Annotated in this window: 23 protein-coding genes, 1 tRNA gene and 1 pseudogene; 14 read left to right on the top strand and 11 right to left on the bottom strand. The window is 33.1% G+C overall.

All coding sequences use genetic code 11. The features are described from left to right. Positions 1-70 precede the first annotated feature (70 nt). From FDY99_RS14020 to istA, 6 genes are all read right to left on the bottom strand, one after another. Complete coding sequence (locus tag FDY99_RS14020) at positions 71-1,816, bottom strand: DUF2357 domain-containing protein (RefSeq protein ID WP_139422305.1); 1,746 nt, start codon at positions 1,814-1,816, stop codon at positions 71-73. After that, positions 1,803-4,244, bottom strand: coding sequence for an AAA family ATPase (locus FDY99_RS14015; protein WP_139422303.1), 2,442 nt, complete (start codon positions 4,242-4,244; stop codon positions 1,803-1,805). The genes FDY99_RS14020 and FDY99_RS14015 overlap by 14 nt, the downstream gene beginning before the upstream one ends. Positions 4,245-4,630: 386 nt before the next feature. Further along, a complete protein-coding gene (locus tag FDY99_RS14010; protein ID WP_139422301.1) occupies positions 4,631-4,948 on the bottom strand; it encodes a DUF6922 domain-containing protein in 318 nt (105 codons plus the stop codon). 37 nt (positions 4,949-4,985) lie between these two features. Then, positions 4,986-5,666 (bottom strand): nucleotidyl transferase AbiEii/AbiGii toxin family protein, encoded by a 681-nt coding sequence (locus FDY99_RS14005; protein WP_139422299.1) that lies wholly within the window; start codon positions 5,664-5,666, stop codon positions 4,986-4,988. Positions 5,667-6,353: 687 nt separating this feature from the next. Further along, positions 6,354-7,091, bottom strand: a complete 738-nt coding sequence (istB, locus tag FDY99_RS14000) for an IS21-like element helper ATPase IstB (RefSeq protein WP_139420992.1) — start codon at positions 7,089-7,091, stop codon at positions 6,354-6,356. Positions 7,092-7,103: 12 nt separating this feature from the next. Continuing rightward, a complete protein-coding gene (gene istA / locus FDY99_RS13995; protein ID WP_139420994.1) occupies positions 7,104-8,654 on the bottom strand; it encodes an IS21 family transposase in 1,551 nt (516 codons plus the stop codon). A gap of 355 nt (positions 8,655-9,009) precedes the next feature. Here istA and FDY99_RS13990 point away from each other — a divergent pair, with 355 nt between their 5' ends. From FDY99_RS13990 to FDY99_RS13980, 3 genes are all read left to right on the top strand, one after another. Continuing rightward, the gene (locus FDY99_RS13990; protein ID WP_139422297.1) at positions 9,010-9,579 is read left to right on the top strand and encodes a hypothetical protein; all 570 of its coding nucleotides are present in this window, start codon (positions 9,010-9,012) and stop codon (positions 9,577-9,579) included. Beyond that, positions 9,576-10,307 (top strand): Qat anti-phage system TatD family nuclease QatD, encoded by a 732-nt coding sequence (gene qatD, locus FDY99_RS13985; protein ID WP_139422295.1) that lies wholly within the window; start codon positions 9,576-9,578, stop codon positions 10,305-10,307. The genes FDY99_RS13990 and qatD overlap by 4 nt, the downstream gene beginning before the upstream one ends. A 282-nt stretch (positions 10,308-10,589) precedes the next feature. Continuing rightward, a protein-coding gene (locus FDY99_RS13980) for an IS3 family transposase (RefSeq protein WP_394344535.1) occupies positions 10,590-11,947 on the top strand; the annotation gives its coding sequence in 2 pieces (ribosomal slippage) (positions 10,590-10,925 and positions 10,928-11,947; 1,356 coding nt in all). Between the two features lie 2 nt (positions 11,948-11,949). On the opposite strand, the gene FDY99_RS13975 is transcribed toward FDY99_RS13980, so the two are convergent. Both FDY99_RS13975 and FDY99_RS13970 read right to left on the bottom strand, forming a co-directional pair. Then, the gene (locus FDY99_RS13975) at positions 11,950-12,975 is read right to left on the bottom strand and encodes an SIR2 family protein (protein ID WP_139422293.1); all 1,026 of its coding nucleotides are present in this window, start codon (positions 12,973-12,975) and stop codon (positions 11,950-11,952) included. Positions 12,976-13,090: 115 nt separating this feature from the next. Next, positions 13,091-13,498 carry a helix-turn-helix domain-containing protein gene (locus FDY99_RS13970; protein ID WP_139422291.1) on the bottom strand — a complete coding sequence of 136 codons (408 nt, stop codon included), beginning with the start codon at positions 13,496-13,498 and terminating at the stop codon, positions 13,091-13,093. Between the two features lie 180 nt (positions 13,499-13,678). Here FDY99_RS13970 and FDY99_RS13965 point away from each other — a divergent pair, with 180 nt between their 5' ends. The 4 genes and pseudogenes from FDY99_RS13965 to FDY99_RS23355 form a co-directional block, all read left to right on the top strand. Next, positions 13,679-14,233, top strand: coding sequence for a hypothetical protein (locus FDY99_RS13965; protein ID WP_228448798.1), 555 nt, complete (start codon positions 13,679-13,681; stop codon positions 14,231-14,233). A gap of 713 nt (positions 14,234-14,946) precedes the next feature. Next, on the top strand, positions 14,947-16,626 hold the full coding sequence (locus tag FDY99_RS13955) for a hypothetical protein (RefSeq protein WP_162304173.1): 1,680 nt from the start codon (positions 14,947-14,949) through the stop codon (positions 16,624-16,626). 110 nt (positions 16,627-16,736) lie between these two features. After that, on the top strand, positions 16,737-16,904 hold the full coding sequence (locus FDY99_RS13950; protein ID WP_139422283.1) for a DUF2624 family protein: 168 nt from the start codon (positions 16,737-16,739) through the stop codon (positions 16,902-16,904). A gap of 89 nt (positions 16,905-16,993) precedes the next feature. After that, positions 16,994-17,776, top strand: a pseudogene (locus FDY99_RS23355) (recombinase family protein); the annotation flags it as partial. A 742-nt stretch (positions 17,777-18,518) separates the two neighbouring features. Here FDY99_RS23355 and FDY99_RS13940 read toward each other — a convergent pair. Continuing rightward, positions 18,519-18,589, bottom strand: a tRNA-Gln gene (locus tag FDY99_RS13940). A gap of 99 nt (positions 18,590-18,688) precedes the next feature. Between FDY99_RS13940 and FDY99_RS13935 the strand changes: the two genes are divergently transcribed. The 5 genes from FDY99_RS13935 (at position 18,689) to FDY99_RS13915 (ending at position 23,479) form a co-directional block, all read left to right on the top strand. Further along, positions 18,689-19,717 carry an AMP-binding protein gene (locus tag FDY99_RS13935; RefSeq protein ID WP_139422281.1) on the top strand — a complete coding sequence of 343 codons (1,029 nt, stop codon included), beginning with the start codon at positions 18,689-18,691 and terminating at the stop codon, positions 19,715-19,717. A gap of 99 nt (positions 19,718-19,816) precedes the next feature. After that, positions 19,817-20,209, top strand: coding sequence for an alternative ribosome rescue aminoacyl-tRNA hydrolase ArfB (gene arfB, locus FDY99_RS13930; RefSeq protein WP_139422279.1), 393 nt, complete (start codon positions 19,817-19,819; stop codon positions 20,207-20,209). Positions 20,210-20,404: 195 nt separating this feature from the next. After that, a complete protein-coding gene (locus tag FDY99_RS13925; protein WP_066680555.1) occupies positions 20,405-21,376 on the top strand; it encodes a deoxyhypusine synthase family protein in 972 nt (323 codons plus the stop codon). Positions 21,377-21,579: 203 nt separating this feature from the next. Continuing rightward, positions 21,580-22,527 (top strand): acyltransferase family protein, encoded by a 948-nt coding sequence (locus FDY99_RS13920; RefSeq protein WP_228448797.1) that lies wholly within the window; start codon positions 21,580-21,582, stop codon positions 22,525-22,527. A gap of 73 nt (positions 22,528-22,600) precedes the next feature. Further along, a complete protein-coding gene (locus FDY99_RS13915; protein ID WP_063969482.1) occupies positions 22,601-23,479 on the top strand; it encodes an IS982 family transposase in 879 nt (292 codons plus the stop codon). A 381-nt stretch (positions 23,480-23,860) separates the two neighbouring features. Here FDY99_RS13915 and FDY99_RS23170 read toward each other — a convergent pair whose 3' ends face one another. Both FDY99_RS23170 and FDY99_RS13905 read right to left on the bottom strand, forming a co-directional pair. Beyond that, positions 23,861-24,007, bottom strand: coding sequence for a hypothetical protein (locus FDY99_RS23170; protein ID WP_167494297.1), 147 nt, complete (start codon positions 24,005-24,007; stop codon positions 23,861-23,863). Between the two features lie 165 nt (positions 24,008-24,172). Then, positions 24,173-24,964, bottom strand: coding sequence for a glucose 1-dehydrogenase (locus tag FDY99_RS13905; protein ID WP_139422275.1), 792 nt, complete (start codon positions 24,962-24,964; stop codon positions 24,173-24,175). A gap of 167 nt (positions 24,965-25,131) precedes the next feature. Here FDY99_RS13905 and FDY99_RS13900 point away from each other — a divergent pair, with 167 nt between their 5' ends. Both FDY99_RS13900 and FDY99_RS13895 read left to right on the top strand, forming a co-directional pair. Then, positions 25,132-25,428 carry an MGMT family protein gene (locus FDY99_RS13900; RefSeq protein WP_139422273.1) on the top strand — a complete coding sequence of 99 codons (297 nt, stop codon included), beginning with the start codon at positions 25,132-25,134 and terminating at the stop codon, positions 25,426-25,428. Positions 25,429-25,566: 138 nt separating this feature from the next. Then, the gene (locus tag FDY99_RS13895; RefSeq protein WP_139422271.1) at positions 25,567-26,367 is read left to right on the top strand and encodes an alpha/beta hydrolase; all 801 of its coding nucleotides are present in this window, start codon (positions 25,567-25,569) and stop codon (positions 26,365-26,367) included. The last annotated feature ends 66 nt before the right edge of the window (positions 26,368-26,433 follow it).

The raw sequence follows: 26,433 nt of genomic DNA, 5'->3' as shown, positions 1-26,433 counted from the left end.
TTTTTATGATGACATACAAATTTTATCAACCATTCCTTTATAGTTTTCAAGTATTTTCAAAATGCGATATTCAATAATTTTTTATTTCGAGAACCCTTTCAATGGTTGATAGTAAATAAGATTCAGTATTTGTAAAATTGATACCAATGCTCCCGATAAATGGATAAATTGTTTTTGAACCAAAAATTCCATATTCATTTTTATGATAAAAATTTCTGCTATATTCAGTGCTCGGGAACAAAACTAATAAGCCCAAAATATTAAAATTTCGACCATCAGTTGAGCCTATACCATGTAGATACTTTAAAGCCAAATCTGGATAATCATAAGTTTCTATATTTTTTGATTTCTTGTATTTAGAATCCAAGATTATAAAAGTATTATCCTCAAATTCAAATATAAAATCAGGCTTTAATTGGTTTCGAATATTTTTTATTGTTGTTAGTGAATCTGGTAAATGTTGATAGTAAAAATTCACTTTTCTTTGTCCATTTGAAAGAGTCATTCTATCAAATATTTCACCAGCGTCATTATATTTTATAACTGGCATATAACCCAATTGCATAAAAGTGTCAATAATTTGATAGTAACAAGCACGTTCAAATAATTCATCTAATCTACTTATTCCTTTAAAATATTTGTTGGTATTAGTATAGTTTGCCCCTTTATAAAGTAACCACGTCATTAAATGATTATAGACGTAATAGTAGTGTTCTTTAGACTCAATTTTGTTAATGTTAGAAAAATTTACATCGGTTTTACTAACAGGAATCTCCTTAACAATTACTTCCTTGATTATCGCTAGTTTAAAAGCTAATTCTTTTATAAGCTTTAGCTTTCTTCTATACGAATAAGCCATTACCATATCTTCAAATCTTTCAGAGTCGGTTGAGGTACTTTCAGAAGAAAAAATATTTTTCAATTCAACTAAAAAAAACGATATTTCATTAATAAACCCGTTAACTAATTGGTTCTCTGGATTATCTGTCGTTTCTATAATGTGTGACGTTAAAATATCAGTAGGAAAAAATGTCCTTTTATTAATTAATAGTTTGTTGGGATCATATGAATTTGTTGCAGTTAAAACTTCCAAATTTGTCAATAGCCATAAAATAGAATCTTCGGAAACAGCATTGTAACCATTATATGTCTCAATTAAATAATTGTTTTCTAAAGTAGTTATTTTGTCAATTTGAAAATATAGCAAATATTTATTTCGAAATTCATTAATGAAATTGTCGCAGAAAATCAATAGCCAATCTAATCTATCTTCATCACTAAAATTATTAGCTTGCTGTTTTAATAAAGAAAATTTTGCCCAAATGGAACTTCCTTTACTTTCAACATAAGAAACTAACGATTCGAATTCAAAATCATCAATTTTTGAAGAAACTACATTTAATTTAATTGTAGAAATCTGCTCGTAATTATCTTTTGAAACTAATACGATATCACATATTCCAATAGGATAATTTATAAATAATTTATAAAATAAGATATTCTGAATAAAATTTGGAATTGAAAATCTTGCCTTATATAGATCAAAGACTTTATCAAAATCCTGATTTTTAAAATAATTTCTTACAGAATCTTCTTTAACAGTATAGAAGTACTGTCCATCAATAATTTTTACAACAGTTATTTCTACCGGAATATCTGTTATTAATAAACAATGATTTTCTAGTTCAACATTTGATTGCACAATGAATGTAAAATAATCAACTTCATTAATTATCTCATTCATTTCAATGCGAACTGTATTCTCCCTTACATTTTTATAACATAAGATTTCATAATCCATTTTAATAGTAGACATATTTAAAATGCTTCAAATCTTTTCCTCGTTCTAAAATTTTCCCCAACAAAACTGATGACTTGGTCATACCTTTATCTTCAAGGATACTTTTTAACTCTTTCAATGATTGTTCAAAATACTCACCCCTTCCATTTACTAGCGGCATAATATGCTGAGAGACTGCAAAATCTAAGGCAGTATAAGAATTCCCTTCTAAAACCCCTGTAGCAACTTTACAATATTTTTTGATCAAAATCTCTTTACGAGGACTAATAATAATGCCGCTATTATTTGATTCAATTTTTTCTTTTATTTGTTGAAAAAGTTTTTTAATCAACTCCTCATCTGATTTCCATTTTTGTGTCTCAGGAAACAATTTTTGTACATCATTGAAGTCAAATACATGATCATTTTTTATGTCAGAAATTGCGTTTTCAATTACTGATAGTGGTTTATCAATTTGAATAATTGATGCTCTGTCAATTAAACGATTTGATAATGATTCTGTAGTGTGATCATGATTTATTGTAGCAATAAACCTAAACCCCTCTCCAAAAGTAATTTCTTCTTGTTCATGAGTTTTTATTTTTTTTGCATAATCTCCATCAGCTAATTTTATAAAATCAGACCAATAATGTTCCATAGGACTTAAGTTGGCTTCGTCCAATAAAACAATATAAGGCGAATTTAAATTTTTATTAGATTTCATCAAAGCCAGTCTTAACCCTGTTTTTGAGTCTTGATATTTACCTGTAAGTGGATTGTAAAAACCCAACAAATCTCTAGATGAAGTCCATCCCTTCGCACAATTAACCTCTAAATATCCAAAGCCTTCATTTAAACCATATGCTGTTGATAATTTATTTACTAATGATGTTTTTCCAACACCTGGTGCTCCGGCGAGTATTGTGATAAAAGAATGGTTAATAGTTATTATTAAGTTTGCGACATCATTAAAAGATAAATCTCTATTTAGATTTTTTAATCTTTTTTGGATTTCAAATATATAAGATCTTGCAGTAGTTATTTCTTCTGGTAGCTTACTTAAAACCACAGATTCAATGCTTTCTGAATTATCATTATTAGTATGATTAATATTTATTCCATTGAGCAAATCTGTATACATTTTAGCATCTGCTAGTTTGGCTGTATGTACAGAAACGTCACTATCAAAACTTTGTTTTATATGTCTTATTGAATCTTGAATTTTTCTCTCTGTATCCTCTAACTTTTTGATTTCTTCATCAAAAATTTCTTTTTTAATTTCTAACTTCCTCAAATCATCTTTCAGCAATTCAAAATTTTCTCTATTTTCAATGATTTCTTCGAGATTCTGAAGTTTTTCAGGATGATTTAATACAGATGCAATATTGGGATAGCTATTTTTATCTATTCCTTCAATATCCTTCTTTTCTATTTCTTGTAATTCAATTTCAAGTCGTCTTTTATCATCTTTTAGCTTTATTATTTCCTCACTCTTAATTATATCATTGTCTTCAAGGGTTTTTAACTTCTTTTCAATATTTTCTATCTGTGTATTTCCAGTTATATCCTCTACAAATCCTTTATCATAAAGTTTATTTACTAAGCTTTGAATAATTTTACTTTCCTCTTCAAGTTTATCAATAAAAAATAAATACTTCTGCCATTTTAGTTGATCTAAACTCGAACTAAATAACTTATCTATATCCCCAATTTCGTCAAGAAAATCGAAAATTCTTAAACCCTTGTTATTTAGTTTATTTAACACCCAAGAATGTAAAATTTGTATCGGAGTATATTCAATTTTTTCTCCCAAATTCTCAATAATGACATTAGTGAAATCTTTGATGTAGCTATTTCCATCAAAATCTGTAAGTATATTTCCAGATGATAGATGCTTGTTTAGCTTAAAAATAACAGATCCGTCATATTCAATGTATGCATCCAAAAAATCTCGGTACATTGATGTATCATAATCTTTATTTTTAAATGTTGCAGCTTTTAAATCAAAATTATCTCTTTCAAATGGACCATATATATTATTCTCTTCTTCAACTATTAGAAAAAACACATCGCTATTTATACCTTCATCGGATATAAGTCTTTGTTTTTCAATATTAAAATGATTATTGTAAATTGGAATATATTGAATTGGGGTAACAGCAGAAAAATAATTACTGATACCCATATTGTAGTTTATTCTTTTCTGAGAAGCATTATAATCATTTATTCTCTCCGCAAACATATTATCGTCGTTAATGAAAAATCCATTATCGATAACTATGAGTTCTGTATCAATGTCTCTATCGAGTAAATCAAAGTCACTAATAAATATATAACCGTTATTCGGATAATCATCTTTCGATACAGGTTTGTGATGATCCGATTCATTGATTTCAAACACCGGTTGTATGAAGCCATTTCTACTAGAATTGAAACGCTTAATTTTTTTGGCTAATAATTTCATTTAAATTTAATATATAAATACAAATATATAGTAATTAGTGACAATCATATTCAAATATTGCCTATGTTAATAAGGTTATTTAGATATACCTTATTAACTCGAATATAAGAAAATGAATAATTGACATTTCTATTTGTGACTTAAATATATACCAATAATAACTGGAAAATTTGAGTTATAATAGTAAAAAGCGTCTAAATAAAATATTAAAATGCAAGAAGTCCGCTAAAAAGCGGACACCTTACATTTTTTTTCAAAAAGAAAAAGAAGCTAATTTCCCCCGAGTAGTGCATCACGAAAATTAGCACCTTTCAATTTTTTATTATGAGAAATTATTTTCTCAAGAATATTATTGATGCTAAGTTCCTGAAGTAAACTTCGAAAAACTATATCCAATGATAAGGCTTATCCTTTCTATTTAGATAGCAGTGCATCTCCTCTTTTTTAAGTTCGGGGAAAAACTCTATAGCTTTATCAATTGCATAATTTGGCAGGAAATGGATTTCGTCACGAATTGCTTTGACTACTTTTTCGTAAGTATAAAATTTTACAATTCTATCAATGTCGTATTGATTACCACGTTCAACAATACGGGCAATAATTGACTTATAGGCTTTATCTAGATCCATCGCATCTAAATCAAAATCCCAAAAAAATGAAGGATCAATATCAAAGCATGGTCTTTTTTTATTTCCTGTTTTCATAGTATAAATATACTGAATAATAGTGATATATAAAAGTTTAACACTTGAATCCACGTCCCTTTTGTTTATTATTTTGCTCTTTGATTTCAGTAAATTTAAGTAATGGGTTATGAACTGCTTTTTTTAGTCTCTCTTCTATCTTTTGCCAGGTTATATCTTTACCTTTTATCATCTTGACTTGCACATTCCTATCAATACTGTCGTGATGTAGTAAACTTAAGGCAGCAAGTGAGGGATTTCCTCCATACTTTTTTTGATAAAAATCAAGATAAGTCTTAAGAGAATTGTGTTCCAATAGAAAATGCATATCAACGAAATCTTTTATTCTGCTTCCATCTTGAAATATAGCGTGAAGTTTCATGGCGCCTATATTCTCAAGGGATGCCAACCTAATGCCTTCTTTTGTTATTATTGTAGGCAATTGCCATTGATACTGATGGGCAAGGATATCGACCTTGATTTCAGATATTTTCAAAAGCAATGTATTTTCAAACTTATTTTTAACTTCTACAGGATAGTTATTCGAGAGATAGTTTAGGATACACTTCTCATTAAACGGTTTAGTTGTAAACAGATCAATATCAATACTTAAACGATGACCAAGCATTAGACTGAGTGCAGTACCACCTACCAAGGTAAAATCCTTTAGTCTTTCCTCTTTCATCAGTTTTTGAAGAATTTCCCACATTTCCTTACTGACAGTTTCTTTATGTACCATATTGTCATTTTTCAGAAAATTAATTCTGAAAATGAGGTATGACTTTACAATGGCGTTGCAAGGAACTATTTGTCTTCTATTATCAATGAAAGTCTAGATTATCAGCCTTTTATTGATGGATATATTAATAAATGGAATTACAATTTTTGTCTGTTGGTAGTTAGTACCTGCATACTGATACAGCCAACTTAAATTTTAGCATAGTTTTTTTCTTCCTAAAATTCTATTTTAAGAATGGATTTATTGTCTGTTAAATGTGTGCGATTTTACAACTATGCGGAAAAGTTAGGAGCTCATTCGCAACTTTGAAAGTCCTGACGTCCTAACAAAGTTGCTACTTCGCTCTACGAGGCTAACGGAATTGGTATTTACATTCATTTCAATATTTTACTAATACAGTATTGGAAAATCATTACCGTATTTATACTGATATTTCATAATGTATTTTTTACGATCTTTATCAAACAAATTAACTACGATTACGGATATCCGTAATTATTGTATAATTATTAAAATTATTTTAGCATAATCAAATTTTTAAATTTTATGTGTGTAAATTCCAGTGATATTGACCACCCAATTTCAATTCAAAGTGACCAGGTAATTTCGGTTTAAATTGACCACCCTTAAATTTGATAAAAACTCTTGCTTTTCATGTGTCAATTAATATTCAAATATAATAATTAATTACTCCCTGCTAACTCTTCTCTTTTTTCTCATAGATTCCCCCTGGAGTTCCAGGCGGTGAGACTGATGGATAAGTCTGTCCAGAATAGCATCAGCTATGGTCTTTTCGCCAATGATGTCATACCAGCCTTGCACCGGGATCTGTGATGTCACAATGATGGACCCGTTGTTGTGACGGTCTTCTATGATCTCCAGAAGGGTTATCCTGTTGGCACTGTCCAAAGCCTGAAGACCAAAATCATCAAGGATGATCACATCCTGCCTTTGTAGTTTTGCTAGTTCGCGCAGGTATGACCCGTCTGCTTTTGCCATTTTTAATTTGGCAAACAGCCTGGAAGTATTAAAATAATTGACCTTGAAGCCTTCGATACAGGCCTGGTAGCCCAACGCAGTTCCCAGGTAACTTTTACCCACGCCTGTACTTCCTGTGATCAGGATGTTCTCATTTTTCTCTACGAACTCACATCCTGCAAGACGCATTACCAGATTACGGTCGAGATTGCGGGTGTCATCGAAGTTGACACTTTCAATACTGGACCTGTAATGGAACTTGGCATTTTTGATGCTTCGCTCTATGCGTCTGTTGTGCCTCTCATCCCATTCGGCATCGATGAGCATCGATACAAACTGGTCGAGGGTATAATGGTCTGTCCTTCCGCTTTCAATAGCGGTCTTAAAGGCATTGTGCATGCCGTAAAGCTTCATTTGCTTCATTTTGCTCACTGTCGGTTCGTTCATAACTGTTGGTATTTAATGATAATATTGTTTTCCTCTGATGTTGCCGTGATCAGGCAGTTCCTGCTCCTTTTCTTCTTTTTCCGGATCGATCATCTGATCCAGATTGTTCTCCAATATCTTCTGCACGGTCTTAAAGCTGTAGATCTTAAAATCCAATGCCCGTTTACAGGCATTGATCAATCGTTCCCTGCCTACTTTCTTTTCGAAGTTCAGGATCCCCAGGCAGCTTTTGTAGGCCTGCTCGGGATGATTGCGACTGTCGATAATTTGGACAATGTATTCTCCCACTGCGGTATCAATACTATTAGCCCAATCGATAAAGCGGGCAGCGCTCCATCCGGCAACGAACTGGTGGGTGCTGGCCAGATGTTCTGTAATGGTCGTGTAGACATAAGGCTTGTAATTGCGTCTGTGCATGGCGATCCTGTTGTATTTATAGTAGATCTCCACGGTGGAAGAGGTGTATAGGATCTTGATCTTCTTCTTGATATACTGGTACGGGACACTGTAGTAGTTCTTATCCTGGCTCAACTGTACGTGCCCGTTCTGCATCACTGTTGCAAAGGATTGGTACCTGATCTCAAAACGACGCTCAGGCAGTGGGCGCAGCTGCTGCTTCTCGTCCTCCAGGAACAGCTCGTAGCGGGAGTAAGGACGTCCTGTGAGCTTGCGTTTGTTATGGGAGTCCAACAGGTCCCGGATCTCAAGATTTAGTTCATCCAGGCCGCAGGCTCCCTGTTGAAGGTTGGCGTAGATCCTTCTGTACAGGATCTTGACCGCTCCCTCTACCAAGGATTTATCCCTCGGTTTGTAAGCCCTGGCAGGCAAGATAGTCGTCTCATAATGTTCGGCCAGATCGGCCAGGGTCTCATTGATGGTGGGTTCAAAACGGCTGCTTTTGATCACTGCGGATTTTAAGTTATCAGGAACGATCGCTGCCGGTGTGCCTTCAAAAAAGCGGATGGCATTTTCTACAGATCGTACAAAATCTTCCTTCTGCTGGCTCATAGAGGCTTCAGCATACGTGTACTGGCTTGCTCCCAGGATAGCTACAAAAAACTGAGCTTCTTTAAGCTCCCCGCTTTCCTTATCAATAATGGAGAGTGTCTTTCCTGCATAATCGACATACATCTTATCACCGGATTTGTGATTCATATGCATCACAGGGTTCACACGTTTGCCCCAGACCTTGTAATGATGCCGGAACTGTGAACTCTGAAAACCATCAGGATGCAGTACAAGATACTGCTCCCACATATGATGGATAGTGATCCCCACCTTTTTGAGCTCACGTTCCATCTTGGGAAAAAAATCGTACAGGGACTGTAGTTTGGGGCTGATGGTGTGAACCGTGTTATTGGAAAACAAAAGTTCCAACTCGGCGTCTGTCTTGGCATTGATTGCATCAGGGCTCAAGCCCAGGATCTCATATAATGAGATGTATTTCTTAACGGTATTTCTGGAAAGGGATAGATAGCTGCTTATAAATAACTTGCTCTTTCCAGTGCTGTAGAATTTTATGACTTTTCTAATTTTACTCATGTCTGTTATTTTATTTGCCATAATCCGCTTTTTTTAACGAATATATGACGCTAACATCATGAAAAAACCAAGTCGTTTTTATCTCAAATATAACCCAGATAACAGGTGGTCATTTTAGACCGAAAAGTGGTGGTCACTTTGCTCCGAAATCAGTGGTCAATTTACTCCGAAATTAGGTGGTCAATTTGACCGTCTTTTCCAATATTGGGTACAATCAAAATTAGCATTATCAAGGAAAGATATTGATGGAAACAGAGTAACCATCGAAAATAATTATCGTAGTCGTTCTCTGTTTTTTATTGGTTTAGGTTGTTACCTATCTCCAATTGATGAATTAATAATTCCTGAGAATGGCACAATTTCAATCAATTATCCATTGACCCCATCAAGAGTAAGTTCTTTAAGTACAAGAACAACACATCCCTATGTTTTAAAAAACACTCAAGAATTGCTTGCCGAATTAGGGTTATCTACAAGAATACATAATCCTTATACATTTAAAACTAAAGGAGAGATGTTTGTTGAATGTACAAACCAAACATTTATACAAAGTATTTTTCAAAATTCGGTGTCTTGTGGCAAAAGAGGCAGAAAGCAAAATTGGGAAGTAAAAACAGGTACCCAAGAATGTGGAATCTGTATGCCTTGTATTTACAGACGAGCTGCTTTGAATAAAGCACGATTAGATAACGAAAATCATTATGGCAACTTTATTACCAGACCAAATTCACGAAGCTACAGTACAGATTTACCCGCATTAATAAGTTATTTAAAAAAAGATATTTCTTTGGAAAAAATGAAAAGAGATTTATTGGTGAATGGAAATATTGAAATTGATAATCTTCAACAATATGCGAATATGGTATTAAGGTCTAAAGAAGAAGTTTTACAATTGTTTAGGGAGAAAGGAAATATATTTGTAAAATCTGAGCTAGGGATAAGATGATTATCGATACACACTGCCATATAGATTTATATCAGAATCCAAGAAAAATTTTACAGGATTGTGTAAAAGCTAATATCACTATATTAGCAATGACCAATCTGCCAAGCCATTTTGAAATGGGGTATTCTCATTTCCAGTCATTAAAAAAAATAAGATTGGCTTTAGGAATGCATCCATTAATGGCTGATTCGCATAAAAAAGAGTTTAATTCATTCTTAAAGAATATTAGTAAAACATCATATATTGGAGAAATTGGTTTAGACTTTTCTAAAGAGGGTGTCTCAACAAAGGATATTCAATTAGATACTTTTTCTAAAATATTAAAGGCTATTTCAGGGCAAAAAAAAATCTTAAGTATTCATTCCAGAAAGGCAGAAAAAGAAGTTTTAGAGCTTCTAAAAAAAAATAATATAAGGTCGGCAATTTTTCATTGGTATTCAGGTGGGCTTACTCTAATTGATGAGATTGTTCAAGAAGGTTATTACTTTTCAATTAATCAGTCAATGATAAAGTCAATGTCTGGCAGAAAGATAATTTCGAAAATACCAAGGCATCTTATTCTAACAGAAACTGATGGTCCTTTTATTAATGTGAATAATTCTCCGATTATACCAGGAGAGGTAAGAACTGTAATTTCATTTTTAGCCAGTGAGTGGAAAATAAATGAAAACGACGTAGAAAATCTCATTTGGTCAAATTTCAAAAGCATTGTATCTAGCCTGAAATAATAATATTTTATTTCAAGACATTCTTTGCCATTTAATACTCTTTTAAGTCAAAAGTTTTTGATTTAAAAGAGTATTTTTTATTTAGTGCTTGTGAAGACTTCCATTAACTTTAAGTCAGCAAAAGCAGATTCTGAAACCCATAACTTCAGAAAGAAAACATTCGATTATATTCGAAAGGATTTAATAGCTAAAAACGAATATTGTGTAAATCGTCAGCAAAAAGTAGACACTATATAGTATAAAAGTTAAGGAGTGTTTTCAAAAAAAGAATTACATTTAATTATGGAAACACCTAAAAAGAAAAGTTCCGAAAAATTCATAAAAGACATCCGTAAAAATACAAGGAGGATCTTTACAGCCGAGCAGAAAATTTTAATCGTAATGGAAGGGCTTCGTGCAGAAACTTCTGTAGCGGAACTATGCCGACAGCATAATATTGCCCAATCTCAGTTTTATTCCTGGAACAAAGAATTTATGGAAGCCGGTAAAAAACGACTCAACGGCGATGTCATTAGAGAAGCCACGAGTGATGAAGTGTCGGATTTGAAGAAAGAGAATGCCCGACTGAAGGAAATGGTTGCCGATTTGGTTCTGCGCTATGACATTGTAAAAAAAAGCTTAGACATGCTGGATTGACCCATAAATACAGAAAGTTTATGAGATTATCAGCAAGTGAGAAATACGAAATTATTCAAGAAGTTACTACGAGTGAAATTGGTGTAAAACGAACCTTGGAAAGCTTTGGGATTGCAAGAAGTACTTTCTATAAGTGGTATCAGAAATACCTTGAAAACGGCTACGATGGCTTGGAAACGTCCAAAAGAACATCTAAAAGACAATGGAATAGCATTCCGGAAGAACAAAAAGATTTGGTAGTAGAAATCGCTTTGGAACATACAGAACTTTCCTCAAGAGAACTGGCGCACAAAATTACCGATGAACAAGGTATTTTCATCTCAGAATCCAGTGTTTACAGGATTTTGAAGCAACGGGATTTAATCCCTGCACCGAATCATTTTTTACTTTCAGCAGCAAATGAATTTAAGGATAAGACAGAATTTGTGCATCAAATGTGGCAAACAGATTTCACTTATTTTAAAGTGATTGGTTGGGGTTGGTACTATCTGAGCACTGTTTTAGACGACTACAGCAGGTATATCATCCACTGGGAACTCTGTGATTCGATGAAGGCTGAAGATGTGAAAAGAACAGTAAATACAGCGATTGAAAAAGCAAAATTAAAGTCTAAAGCCAAACCGAAATTACTCTCAGACAATGGTTCCTGCTACATATCAAACGAACTCAGAACCTACCTGAAAGACGATTTGAAGATGAAGCAGGTTCACGGAAAGCCGATGCATCCGCAAACCCAAGGGAAAATAGAACGATACCACAGAACGATGAAAAATGTGGTAAAACTCAATCACTTCTATCATCCTGAAGAACTTGTGGAAGCTTTAGAAAAATTCGTAGAAAACTACAATAACAAGCGATATCACGAATCTTTGAAAAACCTTCCTCCAGCAGATGTGTACTTCGGAAGATCTGAGCAAATTTTGGAAAAAAGAAGACAAATAAAATCGGATTCAATCCGAAAAAGAAGACAGTTGTATTTTCAACAGAAATTTATAAATTTATAACCCTAAATACTCCTTAAGGATTTATTCCAAAATGTCCAAGTTAGTTTGAAGACGTACAGCATAAGATTAAATGGAATTGATTCAATTTTCTTTGAATCATCTTTAACAAGTGCCTCAAACTCATTATAGATTTGTATATTATCACTTAGTAGTAATTGAGCAATTTGATAGATAGCATTATCAAATCCTTCGGTAGCAACATAAAAGGCTCTCTTTTTGCTTTCATTTGCAGAAAGGATCAGGTTTTTGACTATTTCACTTTTGTTTTCTTTATATCCACACCAATATAATCTACCTCCACCTTCTTTTGTATATAATTCTCGCAGAGTATTCATAAGAGAATTATCCCTACCACTGTATCCAAAAACAATAAGATGTTTATCCTTAAGATACTCGATCATTTTTTCTCGAAATACTTCATCTTGAGTCTTCAACTCACTTTCAGTATTTTTTAAATCTCCAAACTTAAAATCCCCGTGAAGTTTTAGAATTGGTAATTCGCTACTATTTTGAGCACGATTGATAATTCTGGAAGTATTTTCTAACGTTATATCGATTGATTGAAAACGCTGCGATATACATGCATCTCTCATTAAATCGTCGAAATTAGTTGTCCAAACCGTATCAACAAAACCTGATTTGGCTAATAATGCTGTTGCTTTGTAGCCAATAGAAGGTTGAGCATTAGAACAAATTTTCTGAAAATATTTTCTTCGGTCTTCGTCAATGGGAAAGCACTCGTTTGCATAAAAAGAATATTCGATTTCAGATTCATTGGGAGGAAATCTCCCTTGATTATCCAGCCAATTTTGTATGATCTCTTGATTTTTTTTATTCCTAAAGTTTTCAATTAGCTCATTTGAGATATTATTACTGGTTTGATAAATCATTTTTTTCCATTCCCAAATGCAATCATAAGCTGATTGAATTCCGGAGGTTATTGAACTACCTGCACCTAAAAGAAAAGCATATTTGTCATTTTTCGAAATAATTAATGACCTTTTAAACTTATCAAAATCTAATTCCATCGTTCAATTTTTTAATTATTAGTTTAGTTTTTAAATTTCAGTGCAAGCTTGAGTATTTAAAAGGCTCAACTACAAGTTGAGCCTTTCTTATGAAAAAGTAATTATCCCTAATTACTTATTCTTTATTTAAAAGTTTTTCGAGGGTTTTGATTTTATCATCCTTTGCCTGCAAAAGTTCAGCATTCAATCTTTTAATTTCATCTAACGCTTCAATCCATTTCTCGACAGGATTAACATTGAATGTAGGATAGTAATTATATCCATTTGATTGATCATTAAATGTGTTTGATATAATATTAACAGCTTGTTCTTCATCAAAGTTTTGGAAAGCCTCTACAGGAATTTTAAGAGTATTTGAAATTGCTTTCAACAGATCATCTTCGATCACATCTTTCTGCTCCAACAGAGAAATTTTCTTTTGATTCCATTCCTCGCCTAAGTCAAATGCCAAAGCTTCCTGCTTGATTCCAAGCATTTCTCTAAAGCGTTTTACATTTCTTCCTTGATGTATTTTCTGTTCCATAGCGGTTATCAAAATTTTAAAGGCTTAAAGATAAAGCCATTTCTATTAATTCGTCTGAATTGTAAAGTTAAAAAATTATCCTGTAAAATATCCCTTCCAACGGATATTTTATTCGCTAAAAGAATAGATTATTCAGTCACAACAAGAGAATTTAGTTCTCACATTTCAAAACCTATTCTAATGAAAAAGATTAAAATATCTATGGAGACGAGTTTCTGGGCAACATACGAAATTAAAGATCCTTTTGAGCTAATCAACACTTTCTTTAACTACTGTACTATAGACAGCTATAAAAATACACTCAACGAGGTTATGCTGTATGTCTACAAAGCTGAGGTCTGTAACAAAGAACGTCCGGGAGACGTCTTCGATTTTCATACTGCTGTCAAATCATTTATAAGGGGAGCGTATCTGCTAACATTCAAATCTAAAAAATGGAAGGTAAAAGAAGCTCCCAACGAATGGCAGATCATAGGTCAAGCATCTTTAAACAAAGAAGAATATCAAGATCCATTTCTTGTGTTCGAGAAAGCATTCAGATGTAAAACGTTGGACGAATATGAGTTTTTCTTGAATGAAATTGTTCACGTGTCACTTTCACCTTACAGGGAAGAATTTGATTATGACCTTATCACTCCTCACATTTACCTTGTTAAAATGCTGGATGCAGCGCAGGTATTGAGTGAAAGAGGTGTCACAAAGATCAAAGATAAATTTAAGAATAATTCTGAATAATATATCCCTTTCCGGAATAGGATATCTTTCAGTCCTTTTTCAACTTTACTAAAGCAAAATTATAGACATGAAAAAAAACACACCCTTTAGTAAAGAGAAACAGCTTGTACAAACAAGAGAGCAAGCTGAAATCGCATTAAGTATTCTGGTTCAGAATTCTCAAGGAGAAGATCTTGAATTTGGTATATTCTGCCTGCGTGACCAACTGAAAAATCCCAGACTTACAGAACTGCTCGATAGCTATCCTGATTTGATTCAAGAATACGAATTGGAGAAATTATTATCAGGAAAGATTGAGATCAAAGATGCAAGCAGGCGGGATGTCAAGACGGCAGGACTGCTGTCCTGCCTGTTATTACTCATTCATTTTTACTTTGACAAGGATAAGGGTAATTTGAGTAAAGGCAAGGTCGATGATGTGACTCAATTTGATAGCATAAATTATATAATGAATGCAATCACTTCCGAGGAATGTATTAATGAGCTATTCCTACTAATACTATCAATAGTAGGAATTGATTACTTTAAGAAATATCAAGAAAATATGAAAGACCCTGATTTTGTTTTGAAACAGACTTTGGGATTTGACAGCGATTCCGAAATGGGTGTACATATCGATATGATGGTATGGTATGGTTTGCCTTGGTTCGCTTATTTATTGAGGCTATCTTTATATGCTACGATAGTGATTATGAAACTAAAAACGATCAGCTATGAAAACGCTAAAGAAATCTCAATTTTCAGTTCTCGCCAACGAGTTCATGGAAAACACATTGAATCAGCTTGTAAACAACTATTCAATTGTTCAGATATTCTACAAGCAGGAAAAGAACTCAACTAAATCACACCTGCTCATCTCCGTTTCTAAAAATGCAGATGCTATAAAATTACAGTCAAAAAAATGGGTTGCCGAAGTCAGAGAACAATATCAGGTCTATATTTACTTCATTGATTATTCAAGACTGGATTACCAATTTTCTAAAGGTCACCCATTCATAGAATACCATTGTCATCAGTCATCAATGATCTATCAGAAAGAAGATTCACGTTCTTCACTTTTAATCAATAGAAACTGGAAAAAATATCACAAAAAGTTCAATCGGTACGAAGATACTTTTCACCACGACCACGAGATCCATCAGTTGCAGGTCGAAAGGCTGATCGCTGAGAATTCCTACAATAGTGTCTTTACTTCTTATGAAAAACTGATCGAATATGATCTTGAATATTTGGAAGAATTATTTACCGGAAACAGGACATTTGACATTGATCTGAACAAAAGGATAAATAAACTGCTGATCTACATTCCGGAACTCAAACAATATTTTGTTAAAAAGAATCAGTACGAATATTTTATCACTGAAATTTTTGACGAAACAAAGAAGTCAATTGAAGAGGATGATATAATCTACAATTCAGAAATGTTTGATTCGTTGCGCATCATTTCGGATTCATTATATACATTTATCACAGTTAGATTCTACAATTTGAAATATCTTATCAAAAATCAATACGAGAAGATATGTAATGCTGGTGAAGGTCTATTTCCAATCGAGGAATCTAAAAAAGATGAAATTCTCGAGAAGGCTATTGACAGAATATTGACCTTCGCAGAATTGGAACAGATCTATTTTTTTCATCAAACAACCTATGGAGATGTGAAAACTTACTATTTCCTGCTAATTGGTCTGAATGTAAACAATGAAAAAATTAAAGCCATCACACATTCTTTGATGAGCCTTTTTGGAACTCAATACAGGTTTTTATTGGTCGGTCACGATCGGTATTGGATTCAAAAGAATCTCCGTGAGTTCCAGAGTTTCTTTGTTTTCATTATGCAAGGTAAAAATCTCGTCTATTCCTCAGATCAGTATCATCCGGAACCACATTGGGAAACGCCACATCATCCACAGCACAATGACCTGTATTTTTATTACAAAAGCACATTGGGAAGTTCATTGCAGTTTTATAAACTGATTGATGGTGAAAAAGAAAATTATCAAGGGGTAGATAATATCTTTGCTTTATTTCTCTTGTCCTTTTGTAGAACATACATCTACGCAAAAACCTACTATCTGCCAAATTATATGACCACCGAAGCCCTTTGGCAACTATGTATCTACGCTGATATGGACATACATAAATACCACTATCTCTTTGATCAATTCTCTACGAACATATTTTCTTTTACTGATTATAATATGAGCGTACATCACAGTATAGCAAAAGTTAACACTGAGAAAGCAGATCAAATGAAAATGATTGTAGACAAGTTGATGGATGAGCTCAAAGAAACTGTTGTTGATGGTAAATTGCTAGATGATTTTAAGATAAATTTAATCTGCGATAAAACGGAGAGTGCAATACTATCAGAAAATAAAATAGACCTTTAAAAAATAAATTTTATCTAATTAAAGACTTTCTGTGCCTAACTATGCAGTGAGATACATATCACGGAATAAATGGAATTTCTCTGAATTATTTTTAGGGAAATTCTGCATTTATGTCTAAGGCAAAAGAAATCAAAAAAATACCGATAGAGGAAGTTATTGAATATTTCCGAACTGAAGGTATGGAGCTGACAGAGGAAGAAGCTGAATTGATAATGGAGTTTCTTTACAACCTTACACTAATGGTCATTAAAAAGTATTTCGATACTGATCAGAAATGATACTCCATAGTGGAATATCCATCTGGTAAATTTGAAATTTATTATTTGACCATAATTACTATTATTCCAAGGAATTAAATTTTAAAATTATGAAAACAGCAGATTTATATATACGTGTATCGACAGATGAGCAAGCGGACAAAGGTTATTCACAGAGAGATCAGGAAGAACGTCTTAAACGTTATTGTTCACAAAATAATTTGATTGTAGGAAATGTTATTTATGAAGATCATTCTGCAAAATCTTTTAACCGTCCCGAATGGAAAAACCTTCTGACTGAACTTAAGAAAAAAGGTTCTAGAACCAATGTTATTTTATTTACGAAATGGGATCGTTTTAGTAGAAACGCAGGCGATGCCTATCAGATGATAAGCATCCTCTCCAAGTTGGGTGTGGATTTACAAGCCGTTGAACAACCGCTTGATCTTTCCATCCCGGAAAACAAAATGATGTTGGCTATCTATTTGGCTGCGCCCGAGGTTGAAAATGACAGAAGAGCACTCAACGTATTTTATGGAATGAGAAGAGCTGTCAAAGAAGGGCGTGTTATGGGAAAAGCCCCATTTGGTTATGCTAACAAGATAACCGAGAATGGTAAAAAGTATATTGCAATCAAAGAGCCGGAAGCAACAAAAATGAAGTGGGCATTCAATGAATTGGCTAAAGGAATCTATACAAGCAATTCTATAAGAACAAAAATTAATGAGTCTTTGAGGAAAGGTGTCAGCAGAACATCTTTTCATATAGCTATTCGTAACCCGATTTATTGCGGTAAAGTATTTGTTCCAAAACATAAGGATGAGGAATCCTGTTTTGTTGACGGTCAACACGAACCTTTAATCAGTGAGGAACTTTTTGACAAAGTACAAGAGATACTGGATGGAAAGAAACGACCTCAAAGACCGAACACAAAAATCACTGTTCAGGAAAATTTTCCACTTCGTGGATTTTTAACATGTCCCAACTGTGGTAAAACAGTTACCGCCAGTGCTTCAAAAGGTCGAAGTAATAGATACTATTATTATCATTGTAATTCTATTTGCGGATTCAGAGAAAGAGCAGAGATAGTCAATAAAGTTTTTGAAGATGGATTAATGACATTAGAAATGAATGCACCAGTTAAAAAATACCTTAAAAAACTTTTGACTGAAAATTATAAGAACTTCATTAACGATCCATTAAAAGAAAAAAAGAAAATATCTGACGAAATCGATATTTTAAATAACAAACTATCTTTTGCTCGAAACAAGTTTCTTAGTGAGATAATTGATGATGATGAATATCTAGAGATTAAAAGAGAATGTAAAGAGCAAATTACAAAGTTAGAAGAAAATATTAATAAAAGTTCAGTGCCACAAATTACCAATATAGATAAACTGCTCGAACAAGCCTTAGAGACACTTCAAAATATCGGAAAACACTATCAAGAAGGAGAAATTGAGGTAAAGCGTGCAATTATTGGTTCGATATTTCCTGAAAAATTGGAATTTGATGGAAAACATTATCGAACCGCCCGAATTAACTCAATAGCACACTATATATTTCAGATAAACAATGAGTTAGATGGTGTAAAAAAAAAGAGAAATGATCATTTTGATCATTCCTCCTTGAATGTAGACCCACAGGGATTCGAACCCCAACTGATGGTACCAAAAACCAGAGTGCTACCGTTACACCATGGGTCTGTTTTATTTTGGTGATGCAAATTTAAAGCTTTTTTCTTTATTTGCAAATCATTTTTTAAATTTTCTTTAAATTTACAAATACAATTTAACCCCGTGAATATGCTGCTCGACTTCAATGATCTCGAAATTAATAATTTACATACTGAAACCGATTTCGAGAAAAAAGTGATTTTTTTTCTCGAACAATGGTTCTCTGATCCAAAAAAAGTAAAAGTACAGACTTCAGGTTCTACAGGCGTTCCTAAGATCATTGAAGTTGAAAAAAAAAAAATGCTGAATTCAGCAAAAATGACCTGCAATTTTTTAGATTTAAAAGAAGGAGACACTGCTTTAATCTGTTTACCCATTGAGTACATTTCAGGAAAAATGATGGTTGTGCGAGCTATTACTCGAAAGCTAAAGCTTATTATTTCAGATCCTTCTTTAAAACCTCTTGAAAATTTAAATGAGAACATTGATTTTTGTGCAATGACTCCATTGCAGGTTGAAAACTCATTAGATAAAATTCACTTCATAAAAAATCTCATTATTGGCGGCGCCGCTGTTTCCGAATCTTTAAAAAAGAAAATTTATCAAACACTCTTACACTCCCACTCTCCCACTCAGATTTACGAGACGTATGGAATGTCTGAAACTCTTTCTCATATTGCTTTAAAGAAAACCTACCCTACTCAGGACGAATACTTCAGTGTTTTTGATGGTATTGAAATTTCAACCGACGAAAGAAACTGCCTGAGAATTTCTGCACCCCAACTTAATTCTGAAATATTGCTGACGAATGATTTGGTTGAAATCAAAAACCAAAATCAGTTTAAATTTTTAGGAAGAATTGACAATGTAATCAATTCAGGAGGTGCAAAAATTTTTCCTGAACAGCTTGAAGCTTTAGTAAAAAAGGAAATTCCTAATGAAGTGGTATTTTTAGGAATTAAAGATGAAAGTTTAGGACAGAAATTGATATTAATTGTTGAAGGATTTGAAGGCGAGAATCTCAAATCTCAAATCTCAAATCTCAAATTTGAAAAGTCGTTCCATAAGCCGAAAGAAATTATTTTTGTGGATGAAATTCCGAGAACGCCGAACGGAAAAGTAAATCGTTTGGAATTAAAAAGTATTTTTGAGGTTTAAGAATTATATTTATCCGTTTAAACCACCCCGTCTTTCGAACAAAGTTCGAAATCCACCCCTCCAAAGGAGGGGAATTTGAGTCGTTAAAAAATATTATTTATGAAAAACTTCACCACAGAACTCACTTACAAAACTTCACGAAGCAGCGGTGCAGGTGGACAAAACGTGAACAAAATAGAAACTTCTGTAACGGTAATGTGGAAGGTATCAGATTCTGATCTTTTTAATGATTTTCAAAAAAAATTAATTACCGAAAAACTTAAAAACCGAATTAATCTGGATGGAATTTTACAATTGACTGTTTCAGAATCACGAACGCAGCTGCAGAATAAAAAAATTGCTACAGAGAAAATTCTGGAAATTGTGAATGATTCTATCATTATTCCTAAAACGAGATATAAAACAAAACCTTCTAAGGCTAAAGTTCAGAAAAGATTAGATACCAAGAAGAAACTTTCTGATAAAAAAGAAAACAGACGTTTTAAATTCTAAAAAATAAAAACTTAACCTTCTTGCGTAAGGGATAGAAGTGGAAATCCTTTTTTGACTAAAAAAGATTGCAACGGATAGCCCGACCCTAGCTGCGGGTGAAGTTTTGGCAAGGGATACGCCTAAAAACTGTTTTAAAAACTCTGTGAACTTTTCGCATCCAACATCTTTCATTATCTTTGTGAAAATTTTAAAATAATGAGCAAACCGATTACTGAGTTCATAGAAAAATATTATCTGCACTTCAACGCAGCAGCTTTGGTAGACGCATCTAAAGGATATGTTGCCCACCTTAAAGAAGGCGGAAAAATGATGATTACACTTGCAGGTGCAATGTCAACTGCTGAATTAGGAAAAATTTTGGCTGAAATGATTCGTCAGGATAAAGTTGATTTTATTTCTTGTACAGGGGCAAACCTTGAAGAAGATCTGATGAATCTTGTAGCGCATTCTCATTACGAAAGAGTTCCTCACTACAGAGATCTTACAGCTCAGGATGAGTGGGATTTGTTGGAAAGAGGTTTAAACAGAGTTACAGATACTTGCATCCCTGAAGAAGAAGCTTTCAGAAGACTGCAGAAGCATATTGTAGAAATCTGGAAAGATGCTGAAGCAAAAGGTGAGAGATATTTCCCGCACGAATTTATGTATAAAATGATCCTTTCTGGAGTTTTGGAGCAGTATTACGAGATTCCAAGAGAAAATTCTTGGATGATTGCTGCGGCTGAGAAAAACTTGCCAATCGTAGTTCCGGGATGGGAAGATTCTACAATGGGTAACATTTTTGCTTCTTACTGCATCAAAGGTGAATTAACGGCTACAACTATGAAATCTGGTATCGAATACATGACGTATTTGGCAGACTGGTACACTAAAAACTCTGCAGGAAAAGGAGTTGGTTTCTTCCAGATTGGTGGAGGTATCGCAGGAGATTTCCCAATTTGTGTGGTTCCGATGTTGTATCAGGATATGGAAATGCATGATATTCCGTTCTGGTCTTATTTCTGTCAGATCTCAGATTCAACTACTTCTTACGGTTCTTACTCAGGAGCAGTTCCAAACGAGAAAATTACTTGGGGTAAATTGGATATCACAACACCGAAATATATCGTTGAAAGTGATGCGACAATCTGTGCACCATTGATGTTCTCTTACATTTTGGAAAACTAATTTTTACAATTAAAATTAATTATATTTAAAAGGCTTATTTATTAAGCCTTTTTTAATTTATAAAAATTTCATTATCCGCAAAAGAGACAAAAGAATTCATTAAAAAAATAGAAATTCAAAAGTTTACAAAATATGAATGCATTATTTGTCTGATGTTTTGTAAGCTGTTGAAATACTTCTTACATAAAAATCTTTTGATTCTTTTGCGGTTAAAAAAACTAAAAACTTTTATTGTTTATCCTTTGGAAGCTCTTCAAAAAAATAAATTCGATGCTTTAACCGGAATGCGCGCCATTGCCGCAATTATGGTATTTGTCTATCACAACCGAAAATATTGGCGTTACGATTTACCTTTTGAAATCATGCGTTTTATCAGCGAATGGCACATCGGCGTGACTGTATTTTTTGTTTTGAGCGGATTTTTGCTCGCTTATCGATATGAAGAGAAACCTTTAGAATCGAAAAAATCTTATTTAAAATATATTCTTCTCCGGATTGCGAGAATTTTTCCGTTGTACTGGATTTTGCTGAGCTGTTATTTTATCGATACTTCATATTCCAAAGGGGTTGATACTTATTTTCTGCAATACTCATTGTTTTATTCACTTTTTGAAAGATATTCTGTCTCAGGAATTGTGCAGGCTTGGTCGTTGACAGTTGAGTTTTTCTTTTACATTTTAGCTCCGTTTTTATTTCTATTATTAAAGAAAAGCTGGAAATATTGTATTCTTTTTTTAATCGGATTTTTTCTTTTAGGATGGGGAATCGGCTTCGGGCTTAAAGAATTCAACGGAAATCCTAAAGGGTTTTTATATCCTCTCCAATTTATGATTGGAAGTACATTCTTTGGCAGAAGTTTAGAGTTTTTCTTCGGAATGTTGCTCGCTTATTTAATGAAGAAAGAAAAAGGAATTCAATTTTTAAACAAGATTAAAAAACCGACACTTTGGGGTGGAATTTCCATTCTTATTTTCACAATTTCTATTGCGTTTTTTGCCAGAAATAATTTTGTGCATGGTGTAGAACGTTGGGAAGGAAGACTCATTCATGAGTTGTTTTTACCTGTTGCAATTGCCGTTTTCTTTTGGGGGTTGATGACCGAGAGAACCTTTGTTTCAAGAATACTTTCTACTAACCTGTTGTGCATTTAGGAATTAAACAATAAAAGATTGTTCATTTGGTTCAAAAACCGTATATTTATTTGACTACCAATCATTTAAATACATGAACAATCTTATTCAAAACTACAAAATTATTTTAGAAGAATTGATAAATACTTGCAGTCATATTAAGACTAAACCTCAGATCAGAGTTCCAAAACTTTCTGATTTAGAACTTGTAGCTTTAAATATTACAGCAGAATATATGTCGATAAACTCTGAATTACAACTGTTTAGATACATTTCAAAAACAGAATTAGAACAAAAAATAGAAAGAAGCGTTTATAACAGAAGAAAGCGAAAATTGTTTTTCTACTTAGAAGAAATACGCAGAGTTTTGAGTGCAAAGTTTTCTGATTTTACAAACGTTTTTATTGTTGATTCAACACCATTGGAGATATGTAAAATAAGTAGGGCAAATCGCAGTGGAATTTGTTCCACAGAAAATATTCGTCCGGAATTTGGATATTGTGCTGCACAAAAAACACGATATTTCGGCTATAAATTACATGCTGTCTGCGACAAAAACGGTGTTTTTCATTCCTTCGATTTTTCTCCGGCAAACGTTCATGACATAAATTATCTGAAGGATATAAAAGAAAACTTCAAAAACTGTTTACTGATAGGCGACAGAGGATATATTAGCGAAAAATTAAGGGTTGATCTGTTCAATTACTCAAACATTAAACTTTCTGTTCCAATGAGAAAAAATCAACATGAATTTGTATCGTTTTCGAAAGTAAAATCTAAAATTAGAAAACGGATTGAAACAGCTATATCACAACTGAGCGGACAATTTTTACTACACATCAATTTAGCAAAAACTTTTGAAGGGTTGGCAACCAGAATTACCTCTAAAATCACTTCTTTTACAATGATACAATATCTTAATTTCTTTATATTTAAAAGAAGTTTAAACAAAATAAAAATTAATTTATCCTAAATGCACAACAGGTTTTCTACTAAATTTTTTATTCTTTTAGGAAACGCTTCTTTTGTCTTTTATTTGATTCATCTCAGCTATTTTAATATGAAGCTGAAATCTTATTTTTATTTACCCGACCGTAACTTTGTAGCGTTGTGGATTTGCTCAATCATTATTTATTTGTTGATTGAAAAGCCTTTATATGAAGCTTGCAGAAAATTGATTGCTAAAATTAAATAGTTTTTTCTCTCGCTCCTGATATCACTGATTTTTTTAAAAATTACGGATTTAAGTAAGATTCACTGTTGTCTTTAAGAATCAATAAATTGATTATATTAAGTTTAATTAAGCAAATCGTTTTAAGATCTCTGTAAATCTGTGAAATCTGCGTGATATCATTTAATCTAAAGAATTCGTAAGTACAAAATAACGGTACGCTAAAATTCCTTTTTGAAGTTTGGTCAGTTTCAATGGATCTTTATCGCTCAATTTAGGTAAAATTGCTTTATTTATTTTATTCAGAAATCTGAAAATGGACTTTTTCATGACAGACTATTTTGAGGTGTTATTTTAAAACATTCAAAAATTGTGCTGTTTTGCATTAAGCTGGATGATGGACGTTAGAAGCAGGAAGTTTTAAGTAGTAAAAAAATAATTGTCTACACCTCTGCAGACAATTATTATTTATAACCCATTATTTATTATCAATAATTATGGGTTTCCGTACATATTAGATTCTCCACCGTCGATTGCGATGACCTGTCCGGAAACGTATCCGTTTTCATCACTTAAAAGATAGACAACCAAATTACCAACATCTTTCGGATCACCTAATTTTCTTGTGGGATTTCTAGACGCATATTCTTTCTCTGCAGCTTTGGGATCAGAAGGATTTACCTGATTGAAAGCTTCTGCAACCATTGGTGTCAAAATCGCACCCGGAGCAATTGCATTCGTTAAAATATTATCTTTACCATATTCTAAGGCTGCATTCTTCGTCATTCCGGCTACAGCGTGTTTTGTAGCAACATACGCAGTTTGGTTTAGAACTCCTCTGATTCCGCCAACTGAAGCGACGTTTACGATTCTTCCGCCTCCGTTTTTCTGCATTTCAGGAATTACATATTTCATTCCGTAATACACTCCCAAAAGATTGATATCAATTACTTTTTTAAAAACATTAATATCATAATCGATTAATGGAGCTTGCTTTCCTTCAATTCCGGCATTGTTGTACAAACCATCAACTTTCCCGAATGCTTTTACGGTTTCGTCTACATAATTCTTTACATTTTCTTCAACAGAAACATCAGCAGTGACTGTAATAAACTTACTCTCAGGATACTTTGAGGACAATTCTGCTTTTGCTTTTTCCAAAGCCTCTGCATTATAATCTACCAAAGTAAGATCTGCACCTTTTGAAGCTAAAGCTTCTGCTGCAGCCAATCCTAATCCCATTGCAGCACCTGTTACGATTACTGCTTTTCCTTTAAAGTTTGACATAATATTTGTATTTATTTCATTGCTTCAATTTACAACAATCATACCTTTCATTTTGTTGATGTATGATAACATTTCATTAATTCAAAAACCATTTCATAAAATAAATACCCGTATAATCTTAAAAAAGAAAGCCAAATTTCTTATTTTTGATTGTAAATATTCAGGAGATGAATGAAATTTTCAAACAACAAGTCTGGGAAATTACCAAATTGGTACCCAAAGGAAGAGTGACGAGCTATGGCGCAATAGCCAAAGCTGTAGGTCTTCCTAATCATTCACGTCATGTTGGTAAAGCAATGGGAGGCTGCCCTAAAGACGTTCCTGCTCATCGTGTAATTTCAAGCTCAGGAACATTATCCGTTCCGGAATTTCAGGAAAGATTGGAAGCTGAAGGAATTGAAGTAGAAAACTTCAGAATAAAAAATTTCAAAAAACTATTTTGGAATCCTTTGGACGAATTGTAAAATTTATCGCTTCAAAGAAAATGTAATGTTCATTTATTTTTAAAACAACAGTTCAGCAATAAAAAGTAACAGTTCAGTGATTTAATATTGCATAAACCTCCTATCCTCTTTATATTTGCTTCATAATTAAACAATTCTATGAAAGCAAAAACTACCATCACATTTTTATTCATTATCCTTACTCAATTTTTCTATGCTCAAATTGATGATAAATTTTATCAGCCCAGTAAAGAATTAAAACCTATAGAAAATTTGAAATACGAGGAAATCAGTTATCCTGTTGATAAAGACACCATCACTGCTATTGTTCTAAAACCAAATTCTGTAAAGCCAAAAGCTACCATTTTATTTTTCCACGGTGCAGCCGGAAATGTTACAACCTATACTTTTATAACAAAACCTTTGGTTGAGGCAGGATTTCAGGTTATCATGGTCGATTTCCGAGGATATGGAAAGTCTACAGGAAAACCAACCCACCTTAATGTTGCCGAAGACGGACAAAAGTTTTTTAATTATATAACAAGAAGAAACGATGTAAAAAACACTAAAATCATCATTTATGGAGCTTCTTTGGGATCTCAGGTTTCTACACATTTAGCGAGAGCCAATAAAGATAAAATTTCCGGTTTGATAATTGATGGCGGAATGTCTTCATTCGCAGATATTGCTGCTGTTTTCGCTCCACAATTTAAAGATGCACTTGCAAAAATGTTATCTTCCGTCTATGCTGCAAAAGAAGATATAAAATATACAGAAGGACTTCCAAAGCTATTTATCTATAGCAAAAATGATAAAACCGTTCCTTTTTCTCAGGGAGAAGAAATTTATAAAAATGCTTCTGAACCAAAACAGTTTTTTGAATTTACAGCCGATCACTTGAGTGCTGTATCCGAAAAGCCTGCAGAAGTTGTAAAAGCAGTTGAAGCTTTGATTAAGTAATGCTTTAGACAATAAATAAGAGTTTCGGCGGCGGCAAAGCCGCCGCCGAAACCACAAAAAAATCGG

This window comes from Chryseobacterium mulctrae, assembly GCF_006175945.1.
Taxonomy (GTDB): domain Bacteria; phylum Bacteroidota; class Bacteroidia; order Flavobacteriales; family Weeksellaceae; genus Chryseobacterium; species Chryseobacterium mulctrae.
Note: the sequence above shows the minus strand (reverse complement) of the source record. Positions and strands in the feature narration are given on the sequence as shown.

What these genes read in the sequence shown, in the direction of transcription:
- FDY99_RS14020 (WP_139422305.1), bottom strand. Translation starts at nt 1,816, where the DNA reads ATGTCTACTATTAAAATGGATTATGAAATCTTATGTTATAAAAATGTA.
- FDY99_RS14015 (WP_139422303.1), bottom strand. Translation starts at nt 4,244, where the DNA reads ATGAAATTATTAGCCAAAAAAATTAAGCGTTTCAATTCTAGTAGAAAT.
- FDY99_RS14010 (WP_139422301.1), bottom strand. Translation starts at nt 4,948, where the DNA reads ATGAAAACAGGAAATAAAAAAAGACCATGCTTTGATATTGATCCTTCA.
- FDY99_RS14005 (WP_139422299.1), bottom strand. Translation starts at nt 5,666, where the DNA reads ATGGTACATAAAGAAACTGTCAGTAAGGAAATGTGGGAAATTCTTCAA.
- istB (WP_139420992.1), bottom strand. Translation starts at nt 7,091, where the DNA reads ATGAACGAACCGACAGTGAGCAAAATGAAGCAAATGAAGCTTTACGGC.
- istA (WP_139420994.1), bottom strand. Translation starts at nt 8,654, where the DNA reads ATGGCAAATAAAATAACAGACATGAGTAAAATTAGAAAAGTCATAAAA.
- qatD (WP_139422295.1), top strand. Translation starts at nt 9,576, where the DNA reads ATGATTATCGATACACACTGCCATATAGATTTATATCAGAATCCAAGA.
- FDY99_RS13975 (WP_139422293.1), bottom strand. Translation starts at nt 12,975, where the DNA reads ATGGAATTAGATTTTGATAAGTTTAAAAGGTCATTAATTATTTCGAAA.
- FDY99_RS13970 (WP_139422291.1), bottom strand. Translation starts at nt 13,498, where the DNA reads ATGGAACAGAAAATACATCAAGGAAGAAATGTAAAACGCTTTAGAGAA.
- FDY99_RS13965 (WP_228448798.1), top strand. Translation starts at nt 13,679, where the DNA reads ATGAAAAAGATTAAAATATCTATGGAGACGAGTTTCTGGGCAACATAC.
- FDY99_RS13955 (WP_162304173.1), top strand. Translation starts at nt 14,947, where the DNA reads ATGAAAACGCTAAAGAAATCTCAATTTTCAGTTCTCGCCAACGAGTTC.
- FDY99_RS13950 (WP_139422283.1), top strand. Translation starts at nt 16,737, where the DNA reads ATGTCTAAGGCAAAAGAAATCAAAAAAATACCGATAGAGGAAGTTATT.
- FDY99_RS13935 (WP_139422281.1), top strand. Translation starts at nt 18,689, where the DNA reads ATGCTGCTCGACTTCAATGATCTCGAAATTAATAATTTACATACTGAA.
- arfB (WP_139422279.1), top strand. Translation starts at nt 19,817, where the DNA reads ATGAAAAACTTCACCACAGAACTCACTTACAAAACTTCACGAAGCAGC.
- FDY99_RS13925 (WP_066680555.1), top strand. Translation starts at nt 20,405, where the DNA reads ATGAGCAAACCGATTACTGAGTTCATAGAAAAATATTATCTGCACTTC.
- FDY99_RS13915 (WP_063969482.1), top strand. Translation starts at nt 22,601, where the DNA reads ATGAACAATCTTATTCAAAACTACAAAATTATTTTAGAAGAATTGATA.
- FDY99_RS23170 (WP_167494297.1), bottom strand. Translation starts at nt 24,007, where the DNA reads ATGAAAAAGTCCATTTTCAGATTTCTGAATAAAATAAATAAAGCAATT.
- FDY99_RS13905 (WP_139422275.1), bottom strand. Translation starts at nt 24,964, where the DNA reads ATGTCAAACTTTAAAGGAAAAGCAGTAATCGTAACAGGTGCTGCAATG.
- FDY99_RS13900 (WP_139422273.1), top strand. Translation starts at nt 25,132, where the DNA reads ATGAATGAAATTTTCAAACAACAAGTCTGGGAAATTACCAAATTGGTA.
- FDY99_RS13895 (WP_139422271.1), top strand. Translation starts at nt 25,567, where the DNA reads ATGAAAGCAAAAACTACCATCACATTTTTATTCATTATCCTTACTCAA.